The organism is Paenibacillus sp. FSL W8-0426 (assembly GCF_037969725.1).
GTDB lineage: Bacteria > Bacillota > Bacilli > Paenibacillales > Paenibacillaceae > Paenibacillus > Paenibacillus hubeiensis.
Genome location: NZ_CP150203.1, coordinates 4,895,694 through 4,908,907, shown reverse-complemented (window position 1 = coordinate 4,908,907; position 13,214 = coordinate 4,895,694). Strand labels below are relative to the sequence as shown.

At 51.7% G+C, this 13,214-nt stretch carries 14 protein-coding genes; all 14 read left to right on the top strand.

Features of this window, described 5'->3' with window-relative positions; translation table 11 throughout:
* The first annotated feature begins 6 nt into the window (after positions 1–6).
* Entirely contained in the window at positions 7–1,014 is a 1,008-nt protein-coding gene (gene floA / locus MKY59_RS22315) for a flotillin-like protein FloA (protein WP_339278453.1), read from the top strand.
* 19 nt (positions 1,015–1,033) lie between these two features.
* On the top strand, positions 1,034–1,633 hold the full coding sequence (locus tag MKY59_RS22310; protein WP_339273867.1) for a hypothetical protein: 600 nt from the start codon (positions 1,034–1,036) through the stop codon (positions 1,631–1,633).
* 173 nt (positions 1,634–1,806) lie between these two features.
* Positions 1,807–2,100 (top strand): sporulation protein YqfC, encoded by a 294-nt coding sequence (gene yqfC, locus MKY59_RS22305; RefSeq protein ID WP_236416690.1) that lies wholly within the window; start codon positions 1,807–1,809, stop codon positions 2,098–2,100.
* Positions 2,097–3,290: a sporulation protein YqfD gene (gene yqfD / locus MKY59_RS22300; protein ID WP_339273866.1), complete on the top strand. Its 1,194-nt coding sequence runs from the start codon at positions 2,097–2,099 to the stop codon at positions 3,288–3,290. The genes yqfC and yqfD overlap by 4 nt, the downstream gene beginning before the upstream one ends.
* Positions 3,291–3,296: 6 nt before the next feature.
* Complete coding sequence (locus tag MKY59_RS22295; RefSeq protein WP_236416688.1) at positions 3,297–4,268, top strand: PhoH family protein; 972 nt, start codon at positions 3,297–3,299, stop codon at positions 4,266–4,268.
* A gap of 16 nt (positions 4,269–4,284) precedes the next feature.
* Complete coding sequence (locus MKY59_RS22290; RefSeq protein WP_339273865.1) at positions 4,285–6,537, top strand: HDIG domain-containing metalloprotein; 2,253 nt, start codon at positions 4,285–4,287, stop codon at positions 6,535–6,537.
* Between the two features lie 36 nt (positions 6,538–6,573).
* Positions 6,574–7,071, top strand: a complete 498-nt coding sequence (ybeY, locus tag MKY59_RS22285; RefSeq protein ID WP_236416686.1) for an rRNA maturation RNase YbeY — start codon at positions 6,574–6,576, stop codon at positions 7,069–7,071.
* Complete coding sequence (locus MKY59_RS22280) at positions 7,071–7,442, top strand: diacylglycerol kinase family protein (protein ID WP_339273864.1); 372 nt, start codon at positions 7,071–7,073, stop codon at positions 7,440–7,442. Before ybeY ends, MKY59_RS22280 begins: the two co-directional genes overlap by 1 nt.
* 22 nt (positions 7,443–7,464) lie before the next feature.
* On the top strand, positions 7,465–7,881 hold the full coding sequence (locus MKY59_RS22275) for a cytidine deaminase (protein WP_236416684.1): 417 nt from the start codon (positions 7,465–7,467) through the stop codon (positions 7,879–7,881).
* A gap of 44 nt (positions 7,882–7,925) precedes the next feature.
* Positions 7,926–8,828 carry a GTPase Era gene (gene era / locus MKY59_RS22270; protein WP_236416683.1) on the top strand — a complete coding sequence of 301 codons (903 nt, stop codon included), beginning with the start codon at positions 7,926–7,928 and terminating at the stop codon, positions 8,826–8,828.
* Between the two features lie 101 nt (positions 8,829–8,929).
* Positions 8,930–9,070, top strand: a complete 141-nt coding sequence (locus tag MKY59_RS22265) for a YqzL family protein (RefSeq protein WP_236416682.1) — start codon at positions 8,930–8,932, stop codon at positions 9,068–9,070.
* 33 nt (positions 9,071–9,103) lie between these two features.
* Positions 9,104–9,856 carry a DNA repair protein RecO gene (recO, locus tag MKY59_RS22260; RefSeq protein ID WP_339273863.1) on the top strand — a complete coding sequence of 251 codons (753 nt, stop codon included), beginning with the start codon at positions 9,104–9,106 and terminating at the stop codon, positions 9,854–9,856.
* A gap of 354 nt (positions 9,857–10,210) precedes the next feature.
* Complete coding sequence (glyQ, locus tag MKY59_RS22255; protein WP_236416680.1) at positions 10,211–11,098, top strand: glycine--tRNA ligase subunit alpha; 888 nt, start codon at positions 10,211–10,213, stop codon at positions 11,096–11,098.
* Complete coding sequence (glyS, locus tag MKY59_RS22250; protein ID WP_236416678.1) at positions 11,091–13,166, top strand: glycine--tRNA ligase subunit beta; 2,076 nt, start codon at positions 11,091–11,093, stop codon at positions 13,164–13,166. Before glyQ ends, glyS begins: the two co-directional genes overlap by 8 nt.
* Positions 13,167–13,214: the final 48 nt, after the last annotated feature.

Below are 13,214 nucleotides of genomic sequence, written 5' to 3'. Positions count from 1 at the left end.
ACTTACATTATGGAACCTGGATTGATCTCTGTGTTGCTCATCGCGGTTGTTGCCATTATCGTGTTGAGCGTGTTCTTCAGCTTCTTCCCGGTCATGCTCTGGATCTCGGCACTCGCGTCCGGCGTACGGATCGGCATTATTACTCTGGTGGCAATGAGACTGAGACGCGTTACGCCTAGTCGAATCGTGAACCCGTTGATCAAAGCAACGAAAGCGGGTCTTGGACTGACGATTAACCAACTGGAAAGTCACTTCCTGGCAGGCGGTAACGTAGACCGCGTTGTCAACGCCCTGATTGCTGCACAACGTGCGAACATCCCGCTGGAATTCGAACGGGCTGCAGCGATCGACCTGGCTGGACGCGACGTGCTGCAAGCCGTACAGATGAGTGTTAACCCGCGCGTCATCGAAACACCAATCGTTTCTGCGGTTGCCAAAGACGGTATCGAAGTTAAAGTTAGAGCTCGTGTAACTGTACGTGCCAACATTGACCGTTTGGTCGGTGGTGCCGGTGAAGAAACCATTATTGCCCGTGTCGGCGAGGGGATCGTTAGTACGAACGGTTCTTCCAATTCCCACAAAGACGTCTTGGAGAATCCGGATCTGATCTCCCGTACAGTCTTGGCTAAAGGGCTCGATGCAGGAACAGCCTTCGAAATTCTGTCCATCGATATCGCAGACGTGGATGTAGGTAAAAACATCGGTGCATTCCTGCAAACCGAGCAAGCCGAGGCGGATAAACGCATCGCGCAGGCTAAAGCGGAAGAACGCCGCGCCATGGCGGTTGCCCAAGAACAAGAGATGAAGGCCCGCGTCGTGGAAATGAGAGCGCGAGTGGTGGAATCCGAGTCCCAAGTTCCACTGGCGATGTCCGAAGCGCTCCGCAGCGGCAAAATCGGCGTGATGGATTACATGAACCTGAAAAACATCGAGGCAGATACCCAAATGAGAACCAGTTTGGGCAAACCTGGCGACAATTCCGGCTCCGGCAATCAGGATGGCTCGAAAAACTGAGGATAGGCGGTGAGTGCATGTGAGCCTATTGGATTGGGTATTCGATAATTTGTACATTGTAGCAGTCATTGGTTTTGCATTGTTTTCCTTCATCGGAAAAGCAGCCAAGGCTGGCGACCCCAAAAAGAAAGGTACCCATACCGGGATGCCCACCTTTGGAGGTGGGGGAGAACCGGATTGGAATCGGCAGAATTCTCCTCAGCAGGCTGCGGGACCTCATTCATCGAGAGGCGCGAATGATGAGGACGAACGCGATGAAGATGAGCGATATGAGGATGAGTGGTACGATGACCACCGTGGAGAGCAGCACGATCAGCCTGCTGCCACCAATAACCGTGCCGATGATTTTGGAGGCCATCTTTCGGAGGGTAAGGGAGCGTCACTGCAGGAGCAGATGCTGGAAGTAGAACGTCAGCAGCGTCTTATTCAAGAGCGGATGGATCGGATTTCCTCCGCGAATACAGCTGCCGTTAGCCCGCTTCCGGATGAGCAAGGCTCCGACGCCGAAGCAGGGCGGTCCGTGCTGCGCCGGGAGGATATTCGCAGTGGCGTATTGTGGGCGGAAGTATTGGGTCCGCCGCGCTCTAAGCAACCCTTCGGGACCCGCGGAAAGCTTTAGTTTTTAAGTAGGCTATCTTATGACGAAATAATACAAATGAAGAACCGTTTTTTGGCGATTGTTCGCCGGAAAACGGTTCTTTTTGTTTTGCTCGGCCCTCCTTGCGCATAGTTCTCATATTTGTTTCCCTCATCGCATAAGTTGAAATGTATAGGAAGGGGGCAGACCTTCGAATGACCCGGATCAGCCGCAAGCTGCGGAGATGGACCAGCGAAGTGCTGGATCTGCCGCAGGATGTGCTTTATGATATGCCACGGTTAACCCTGATCGGCAGCAAGCAATTGTATATTGAAAATCATCGTGGAGTCATCCAGTTTACCCCTGAGCGAATCGTGCTTGCCTTGTCGCAAGGTCAACTGGAAATCAAGGGGACAGATCTGATGATTCGCAATATTATGCCTGATGAAGTGGCGGTAGAAGGCATCATTTTGGATATTCACATGAATGGAGTGGAGGGAAAAGGATGAAGCAGCCCAGTCTGTACAAACTGCGCGGAAACGTCCGCATTACGGTTACTGGGGAGAAGATCGAAGCGTTGATCAACCTGTTGACGGAGCAAGGGGTGGAGATTTGGGACTTGCGCGCCCGGGACGCACACACGGCAGAAATGAACGTGTTGCTGCCGCATTTTTTCAGGTTGCGTCCCTTGCTTAAACGGACAGGCTGTCGTATGCGGGTAACGAAGCGCAACGGTTTTCCCTTTTTTTTGGATAGACTGTGGAAGAGAAAGTTTTTTCTCGGCGGAATGTTGTTATTCATCGTGGCACTGTTTGCGTTGTCTTCCATGGTCTGGAGCGTGGAAGTAAAGGGAAATGTCAAAATACCTTCCGACGTTGTGCTTGCTGCAGCCAAAAAAGAAGGGCTGTATCCTTTTCAATGGGGGTTCCGGTTACAGAGCCAGGACAAGCTCTCCAAACAGCTGGCGCTTGCATTGCCTGACGTGACTTGGGTTGGTGTCAGCAAGGAAGGAACGACCGTTACGATCCAGATCGTGGAATCCGCTCAGCCCAAGCCGGAACCTTTGTTGAATCCTCGGCATCTGGTCAGCAAAACGGACGCCGTAATTACGAACATATACGCTGAACAAGGGCGACCCGTCGTTCAGAAAGACATGCGCGTAAAAAAGGGACAGGTTCTGATTTCGGGCATATTGGGCGATGAAGAAAATACACGGACTGTTGTCGCAAAAGGAGAGGTCAAGGGCCTTGTATGGCGCGAGTACGAAATCGAGGTGCCTCTTGTGCAAAAGCATCACACGATGACCGGGGAGAGCAAGGAACGTTTTTACGTCGTGCTGGGCAATTGGGCCGTGCAGCTGTGGGGGTATGGGGACACCCCGTTTCGTTCGTATGACACAAAGAGCGACCATAAACCGCTCACCTGGCGTTCTCTGACCCTTCCGTTCGGGTGGTTGACCGAAACCGACTTGGAGACGCAGGATCGACAGGAGCAGCATACGGAAGAATGGGCCAGGGCAAAAGGACTGGAAGGGGCCAGAAACGACATTATCGCGAAAAATGGCAAAGGCACGAAAATTTTGAGTGAAAAAATTTTGCATGAGCGTGAAGAGAATGGTAAAGTTTATATGAAAGTACTATTTGAAGTGGAAGAAAGCATTGCGGAAGAACTTCCGTTAGTCCCTAGTCAAGGAGAATGAGGCTATTTGTCAGAGCAAACACGCAGCATACGAATCTCCCTGCAGAGCGCGGGAGAGGGCCAGGCTCTTTTTGGCCCCCAGGATATTTTTCTGAAACTGATTGAGAATGAAATTCCGGCCCAGATTGCATCCCGCGAAGCGGAAATCGTGATTCATGGCGGTATCCGGAACGTGGAATCACTAGAACAATTATTTGACGTGCTGTTGCAATTGGTCCGCAACGGATATGCGTTGACCGAAAGGGATGTCCTGTATGCCATCGAGCTGGCGAAAGATTTGCGCGCCGACCAGCTTCTGGATCTGTTTAAAGGCGAGATTACAACGACATACCGCGGAAAGCCGATCCGAGTCAAAACCATCGGGCAAAAGCACTATGTAACCACAATCAAGAAACGCGATGTCGTATTCGGCATCGGGCCTGCTGGAACGGGCAAGACGTATTTGGCCGTCGTGTTGGCGGTTGCGGCTCTCAAGGAAGGCAGCGTCAAACGAATCGTGCTTACGCGTCCTGCGGTTGAAGCGGGCGAAAGTCTCGGCTTCCTGCCAGGCGATCTTCAGGAAAAGGTCGATCCGTACTTGCGTCCTCTCTATGATGCGCTGTATGACGTGATGGGCCAGGAACAGGTTGCCAAAGCGCTGGAACGCGGGCTGATCGAAATCGCCCCGCTCGCCTACATGCGCGGCCGGACGCTGGACGATTCATTTATCATTTTGGATGAAGCGCAGAACACCACGCCCGAGCAGATGAAAATGTTTTTGACGCGTCTCGGTTTTGGTTCAAAAATGGTCATTACCGGGGATGTTACGCAAATTGATCTGCCGCGGGGCAAAAAATCCGGGCTCGTGGATGCCAAAACGATCCTCGGCGATGTAGAGGAGATCGGGTTCGTTTATTTTGCCGAACAGGATGTCGTACGTCACTCCCTTGTGCAGAAAATCATCGTCGCATACAACGAAGCCGCGGAAAATCAAGTGTAGAAAGGGATTGTCTATCGTGACTTCGAAGGAAACGTCAAAAGGCAAATCTTTTCAAAAGAATAGAACAACAGGATGGAAGTATAGCGTGTGGGCACGCTATCTTCTGTTTTTGTTTCTGGTGCTGGTCTTTTATGTCAGTCTTGCGTCGCGGGTGCTTCCCGAGCGTTACGATATTCAGGAGGGCACGCGGAGCGAGGTGAATATCGCTGCTCCGATGCAAATTCCGAATAACAAGGCTACGCTGAAAGCCCAGGAAGAAGCGGCTGAGCGGGTTCAACCGATATATCAGATTGTGCAAATGCGTAATGAAAATTTGATGACAACGCTGCTTGACCGGATTGACCGTTTGAACCAGGATGATCAGATTTCCAGCCAGGACAAAATCGATATTTATCGGGACGAAATTCCGCAGCGGCAAAAAGATTTTGTTTCCAATTTCATCAACAACAACCGAAAAGCGGGTACATACTCGGAAACACTGCTTGAGGAAGTGCGAAATGTGGTGCAGGAGCAAAGTTACCGTATTCCGGAGGAAACCTACATCAAGATTTCCCGCCTGACCTCGGATGACATTCAGGAGATGAAGCCGGTTGCCCGGGATATCGTTTCCAGGCTGATGACGGACCAGATCAGCGATGCGACCATTGCTCGTGCAAAGGTGGCTGAAATGGTCAGCGTCAGTTCGCTTGGCAAACGCACGCAACGCGAAGTGGTTCAGGAGCTTGCCCGGCTTGTATTAACGGCCAACCGTTTCTATGACGAGGAAGGAACCAAGGAAGCCAAAGTGCAGGCACGGGAAAATACGCCAACGGTGTTCATCAAGCAAGGGGAAACGCTTGTTTCCAAAGGCGAGATGATTACGCCGGAGCTGTACTCGCTGCTGGACGAAAATGATCTGTTGAAGAACGAAGTGAACTACTGGCCGCAGCTGGGGCTGTTCATGTTGTCCTGCCTGTTATCGGCAGCGGTGCTGATGTACATTCAGCAGTGCAGCGGAACACATTTCAAGTACAATAATGCCCAATTGTTGATGCTTGTTTTAATATTTATTATTACGATCGTGGTTATGCATGTGACGGCGATCATTCAGACCAATGAGCAATCCTACGTCGGATATTTGGCACCAGTGGCGATCGGCGCGATGATGATTGCGCTTTTGCTGGATACGTCGCTTGCATTTGTTTGTTCGATCATTATCGGCATTTTGTCCAGCATCATCCTGAATACGCATCAGGGTCAGCTGTTCGATTTCGAATTCGGATTTTTTGCCGTACTGGTATCCTTTGTGGCCATTTTTGCCACGCACCGCGCCAGCCAGCGCTCCACGATCATCAAAGGGGCGATCATGGTCTGCCTGTTCGGTTCGCTTGCGGTCTTTACCGTGGCTTTGATGGATTCGGGAGAATGGAGCCGGACGACAACGTTATACGGCATCGGGTTTGCGTTTGCCGGCGGTGTGCTGACTGCGATTCTAGTCATGGGGCTAATGCCGTTTTTCGAAACCTCTTTTGGCATTTTGTCCGCGCTGAAACTGGTGGAACTGTCCAATCCGAATCATCCGCTGCTGCGCAAGCTGCTGACCGAAACGCCCGGAACATACCATCACAGCGTCATGGTCGGGAATCTTTCGGAGGCTGCGGCTGAAGCCATCGGCGCCAATGGATTGCTATGTCGCGTCGGTTCGTATTATCATGACATAGGCAAAACGAAGCGTCCGATTTATTTTATCGAAAACCAGAACAATATGGAAAACCCCCATGATTCCATCGATCCGAAGCTGAGCAAGTCGATCATCGTCGCACATGCCAGGGATGGGGTGGAGATGCAGAAGGACTATAAGCTGCCGAAGCCGATCCGGGATATCGCGGAACAGCATCACGGGACGACATTCCTTCACTTTTTCTACCACAAGGCCTTGCGCCAGGCAGAGGAAGCCGGCGTGGAACCGGACTTTACGGAGGAGGATTTCCGTTACCCGGGACCGAAGGCGCAATCGAAGGAATCCGCGATTGTCGGCATTGCCGACAGTGTGGAGGCCGCAGTTCGCTCCCTGCGTAAACCGACGGTCGAACAGGTGGAGTCCATGATCGGAAAAATCATCAAGGGACGGCTTGACGATCATCAGTTCAACGAATGCGACTTGACGATGCGCGAGCTGGACATCATAGCCAAAACGCTGCAGGAAACGGTGATGGGCATTTTCCATTCCCGGATCGAATATCCGGAGGAAATCAAAAAATCGAAGCCGGTTTCACCGGAAGCAGGTTGAACCGATTTTATTATGAGCAGACAGGAGCTAGAAAGAATGAGCCTTAACCTGGCATGGAATAATGAACAAGAGGATAAAGAAATTTCGGAATCCATGATTGCAATGCTGGAGCGATTGCTCGTGCTTGCCGGAGAAGCCGAAGGCATCGAGGAGGGCGAGGTAGCCCTGACTTTTGTTGACGATGCGCAAATTCATGAATTGAATCGCGACTATCGCGGCATTGACCGTCCGACGGACGTACTGTCCTTTGCGATGAATGAATCCGTTGACGAAGAGCTCGATATCATCTATGAGCTGGATGAGGATGAAGAGCTGGAGGAAATGCCCGAGGTGCTCGGCGATATCATTATTTCCGTTCCGCGCACGATTGCGCAAAGCGAAGAATATGGACACTCGTTTGAGCGTGAGCTGGGCTTTTTGTTTGTGCACGGTTTCCTGCATCTTCTGGGGTATGACCATCAGGATGAAGCAAGCGAAGCCGAAATGATGGGCAAACAGGAAGCGGTTCTGGCACGTGCCGGGCTGACACGATAATGAAAAGGCGCTCCTGGGGGTTGGTATTCCGCAATGCGGCGGAGGGAGTCGTATACGGGCTGCGGACCCAACGCAATGTTCGGGTACATACAGGAGCAGCCTTCCTTATGTGTGCAGCCGGAGTTTTTTTCGGCATTTCCAAAATGGAATGGCTGTTTGTGCTTACCGCCATTTTTCTGGTGCTGGTCACCGAGTTGATGAACACGGCCGTGGAGGCTGCGGTGGATCTGGCTGAGCCTAACATTCATCCGCTGGCCAAAGCGGCAAAAGACACCGCGGCCGGTGCGGTTTTGCTGGCTGCGGTGTTCGCCGTCATCGTGGGATGCATCGTTTTTGCGAAGCCGGTCCTGCGATGGCTGGGGTTGTCATGAGGAATAAAGGGAGTGATTAGAGATGGATAAACAGGGATTGATGCAGGAAGCGATCAAGGCACGTACGAAAGCGTACACTCCTTATTCCCATTTCGGGGTTGGTGCGGCATTGTTGGACCATGAGGGCAACGTTCATCATGGGTGCAATATCGAGAATGCGGCTTATACGCCGAGCAACTGCGCTGAACGTACCGCGTTGTTCAGCGCCATTGCGGGCGGGCAGAAGCCGCGCAGCTTCAAAGCGATTGCGGTTGTGGGCGATACGGAAGGTCCCATCGCGCCTTGCGGGGTATGCCGTCAGGTATTGTTCGAGCTTTGCGAGCCGGACATGCCCGTTTTTTTGGGCAATCTGAAAGGAGATCTTCAGGAAACAACCGTGGCCGAATTGCTGCCATGGGCGTTTGGACCGGCTGATCTCGAAAAATCGACCAAACAGTAATGCAAAAATACACATTCCAGGCCTAGGCGCCTGAGGAGGAACATATGAAAAAACAAGCATTCAAATCGGGTTTTGTTGCCATCGTCGGCCGTCCGAACGTGGGCAAATCCACGCTGATGAACAAAATTATCGGGCAAAAAATCGCGATTATGTCGGATAAGCCTCAGACGACGCGCAACAAGATTCATGGCGTATACACCTCTGCCGAACAGCAAATCGTTTTTTTGGATACCCCGGGAATCCATAAACGCCAATCCAAGTTGGGCGATTTCATGAACCAAACGGCCTTGAACACGCTTGGCGAAGTCGAGGCGGCGCTGTTCCTGATCGACGCTTCGGAAGGTATGGGCGGCGGAGACCGTTATATTGCCGAGCAGCTCAAAAACGTGCGGACTCCGGTGATTTTGGTCATGAACAAAATCGACAAAGTAGAGCCGGAAGCCTTGCTTCCGCTGATTGAGGAATATCGCAAACTGCATGATTTTGCGGAGATCGTTCCCGTATCGGCGATGCATGGCAACAATGTTTCGACTTTGCTCGAGCAGATCGGCAAATACCTGCCGGAAGGCCCGCAGTATTATCCCGAAGACCAGGTCACGGACCACCCCGAGCAATTTGTGTGCGCTGAGCTGATCCGGGAGAAAATTTTGCAAATGACGCGTGAAGAGGTACCGCATTCCATCGCCGTAACCATCGAGGATATGAAGGTGCAGGATAACGGCGTGGTGTATATTTCGGCGGTTATCTTTGTGGAGCGGGATTCCCAGAAGGGCATCATCATCGGCAAACAGGGCGCCATGCTTAAAGAAGTAGGCAAGCGCGCCCGAACGGATATACAGAATTTGCTTGGCTCAAGAATTTATATGGATCTGTGGGTTAAAGTCAAGAAAGACTGGAGAAATCAGGAACGTGTGTTGCGCGACCTGGGCTTCCATCGTGATGCCTGACCCGGCGAGTATCCATTAATTGCAACACATAGTTTCCCTTGGAAAACTCCATCCTATCGGGTAGAAGCAGACGTCATTTCCGAAGAGAGGATGAATTCCGAGTGCGAGATTTTTCGTGGAAGGTGTTTACGATGACGGGGGATGTAGAATCTTATTTGCTATATACCGAGGCGTGTAATGCATTGGAACCGGAGTCGGAAGCTTCAGGGGAAGGAATCGAAGATGAAGAAGCCGAGAGTTGATTGGCATCTTCGGGAATGGTTAGGTGACGAGGCATGCTATACAGGGTGGAAGGGATTGTCATCCGCAGCATGGATTACGGCGAGGGAAATAAAATTGTTACGCTTTGCACCGAAAGCGGAACAAAAGTAGGGGTGCTTGTCAAGGGCGCCAAAAAGCCCAAGAGTAGACATGCTGCGCTGGTACAGCCTTTTACGTACGGCCAATATGTATACTTCCGCAACAAAGGTCTGGGAACGCTGAACGCAGGCGAGATCATTGAAAGCAACCATGAGCTGAGGGAAGACCTGGTCAAGGCTGCTTATGCTGCCTATGCTTGCGAGCTTTTGGACCGGGTGCTGCAGGAAGAGGAAACAGGTGCATTTTGGTTCAAACAACTAAAGGCGTGCCTTCAGGCATTGAAGGAAGACAAAGACCCGGTGGTCATCACCGGTCTGTATGAGATGAAAATATTGCAGGCCGCAGGATACGGCCCGGCTCTGGACGAATGCATTTCCTGCGGACGCGAGCGTCCGGAGGAGCAGCTGTTCGTCAGTCCAAGACTGGGCGGAGTGCTTTGCAGGGCCTGCAAGCATTTTGATCCGCCGGCGATGAGTGTGGGCCCGAAGGCGCTTAAGCTGCTTCGTTTGTTTGCTCAGCTGGATCTGCAACGATTGGGCAGCATATCGGTCAGCGAAGACACCCGGGCCGAACTTAAACGAATCATGCGAGCCTTCATGGATCACCAGTTAGGGCTTCATTTAAAATCCCGTTCTTTCCTGGACCAGATGGAAAAGTACGGGATTTGAACTGCTCGTTTTTGAAAAAAAATATGTTCTTGACTTTTTAATAGGAATTATATATTATCAATGTAATTTCTCTTTTTTAGAGTCATGCGTAGAACGAGAGAGTAGCATTCAGGACGAATCATTGAGCGAGCCGGGGATGGTGAGAGCCTGGCTGAGTCGGTTTGCGAAACGGCACTCGGGAGCATGAATGGACACGGAAAAAGTGGGCTTTGCTTAACCTTCGTTACGCAGGCCAAGTAGGGTGGAACCGCGGGAATAACTCTCGTCCCTACGTCTGTACATCAGGCGTAGGGCGGGAGTTTTTTTGGCTGCCGTTCTGGGCTTGTAATCAAACCATCGAAAAGGAGCATGATCATGAATTTTCAGCAGATGATTCTAACGCTGCAACAATTCTGGGCCGAGCACAACTGCATTATTGTGCAGCCATACGACACGGAAAAAGGCGCAGGTACGATGAACCCGATGACCTTTTTGCGTTCTCTTGGGCCTGAGCCGTGGAAAGTAGCCTATGTGGAGCCCTCCCGCCGGCCTTCGGACGGTCGTTACGGCGATAATCCCAACCGCTTGTATCAGCATCATCAGTTCCAGGTCATTATCAAGCCTTCGCCGGATAATATCCAGGAAATTTACCTCGAAAGCCTGGCGCGTTTGGGCATCGATCCGCTGAAGCATGACATTCGTTTTGTGGAAGACAACTGGGAGAACCCGTCTCTTGGTTGTGCGGGTTTGGGATGGGAAGTATGGCTGGACGGCATGGAAATTACCCAGTTCACCTACTTCCAGCAAGTCGGCGGCATCGAGACCAATCCGGTCGCGGTAGAAATTACGTACGGCATGGAACGTCTGGCTTCCTATATTCAGGAAAAAGAAAATGTATTTGAACTGGAATGGGTCGAAGGCATTTCGTATGGCGATGTTTTCAAGCAACCCGAGTTCGAGCATTCCAAATATACGTTTGAGGTATCTGACGTCAAGATGCTGTTCACCCTTTTCAACATGTACGAGGAAGAGGCAAACAAAGCAATGGCTCAACACTTGGTATTCCCTGCATACGATTACGTGCTGAAATGTTCGCACACCTTTAACCTGCTGGATGCACGCGGCGCAATCAGCGTAACCGAGCGTACCGGATACATTACCCGCGTTCGGAATCTGGCTCGCCAAGTAGCCGCAACATACGTGGAAGAGCGCGAGAAGCTGGGCTTCCCGCTGATCAAGAAAGGGGGAGCCGAGCATGTCTAAGGATTTACTGTTCGAAATCGGGTTGGAAGAGGTACCTGCGCGTTTTTTGCGCGGAGCCATTGAACAGCTTCAGGAACGGGTTGTCAAGTTTTTGGATGCATCCCGCATTGCGTTTGGCCAAGTAGAGGCTTATGCGACTCCGCGCAGACTTGCCGTGCTTATTCGTGACGTTGCCGAAAAACAAGAGGACGTCGAGGAAGAAGTAAAGGGGCCTTCCCGCAAAATTGCGCTGGACGAAAACGGAAACTGGAGCAAGGCCGCGCTCGGGTTTGCACGCAGTCAAGGCGTCGATCCTGAACAGTTTACGTTCAAAGAGCTTGCGGGCGTGGAATACATCTACGCAACGAAAAGCAGCAAAGGGGTTGAAACCGCCTCGGTCATCGGCGAAGGTCTGCTGTCCGTGCTGCATGCGATGACTTTCCCGAAATTCATGCGTTGGGCTTCGTACGATTTCAAATTCGTTCGCCCGATCCGCTGGATTGTTGCTTTGTTGGGCAACGAGATTATCGAATTGGAAGTTGCTGGCGTCAAATCCGGCAATGTTACCCGCGGACATCGTTTTCTGGGGCAGGAAGCGGTTGTCACCGATCCGGGCTCTTACGTGGAACTTCTTCGTTCCGAACATGTAGTTGCGGATATTAAGGAACGCGAGCAAATGATCGTTTCCCAGATTCAGGCGCTTGCCGCCGAAAAAGGCTGGAACGTGCCGATCAAAGAGGATTTGCTTGAAGAAGTATTGTTCCTGGTGGAGACGCCGACCGTGCTGTTCGGTACGTTCGACGAATCGTTCTTGAACATCCCGCAGGACGTGCTGATTACGTCGATGCGCGAACATCAGCGTTATTTCCCTGTACTGGACGAGAACGGGCAGCTGCTGCCTTACTTCGTGACGGTGCGCAACGGAGGAAGCGATTCGCTAGACGTCATCGCAAAGGGGAACGAGAAAGTATTGCGCGCACGCCTGTCCGACGCAAAATTCTTCTATGAGGAAGATCAGAAATTGCAGATCAAGGATGCATTGTCCAAACTTGAGAGCATCGTCTTCCAAGAAGAGCTTGGAACGGTTGGAGACAAGGTACGCCGCATTCGTAAAATTGCCGACAGCCTGGCGTCGAAACTGGACGTGCCTGCAGACGATGCCGAGTCCGTAAGCCGCGCAGCCGACATTTGCAAATTCGACCTGGTCACGCTCATGGTTGGTGAATTCCCTGAATTGCAAGGCGTGATGGGTGAGGATTATGCCCGGAAGGCTGGAGAAAAAGAAGCAGCTGCCAAAGCGGTATTCGAACATTACCAGCCGCGCTTTGCAGGAGATCAATCCCCTGCCTCGCTTGTCGGTGCAATCGTGAGCATTGCAGACAAAATCGATACCATCGTGGGATGTTTCTCGATCAACATCATTCCAACAGGTTCGCAGGACCCTTATGCACTGCGTCGTCAAGCAGCCGGCATCGTGCAAATCCTGCTCGATCACAATCTGCCTTTGACGCTGTCCGAAGTTTTCGGCATTGCGCTGGACGTTCATGCACAGATGAATCTTTTGAAACGCACCGAGGACGAAGTTCGTAAGGATTTACAAGACTTTTTCAGCTTGCGCGTGAAAAAGCTTCTGTCCGACACCGTGCGTTATGACGTCGTCGATGCGGTCATTGCCGCCGGTTTTGACGATATCGGCGCCATCGTTCCGAAAGGTGAAGCATTGATGGCCGCGGTTCAAACCGGGGATGCTTTCAAAACGACGGTGGAATCCTTTAACCGCGTAGGCAATCTGGCTGCGAAAGCTTCTGCCGTTGCCGTTCATCCCGAACTGTTTACGGAAGACGGGGAGCGTCAGCTGCACGAGGTCTGGAACAGAACCGCCGACGAGTACCGTCAAGTTCTGTCCCGTCATGAAGCTGCCGAGGCGCTGGCCATTGCGTCGGGCTGGAAAGAAGCCATTACGGCATTTTTCGATTCCGTCATGGTTATGGCGGAAGACGAAGCGGTTCGGGCGAATCGTCTTGCGCTGCTCGCGGCCATTGATCGCGACCTGAAAGGATTTGCCGATTTCTCCAAGCTGGTATGGTAATTCGAGTATTAAAGCAGGATAGATGAGGGTATAAATATACGGAACGCG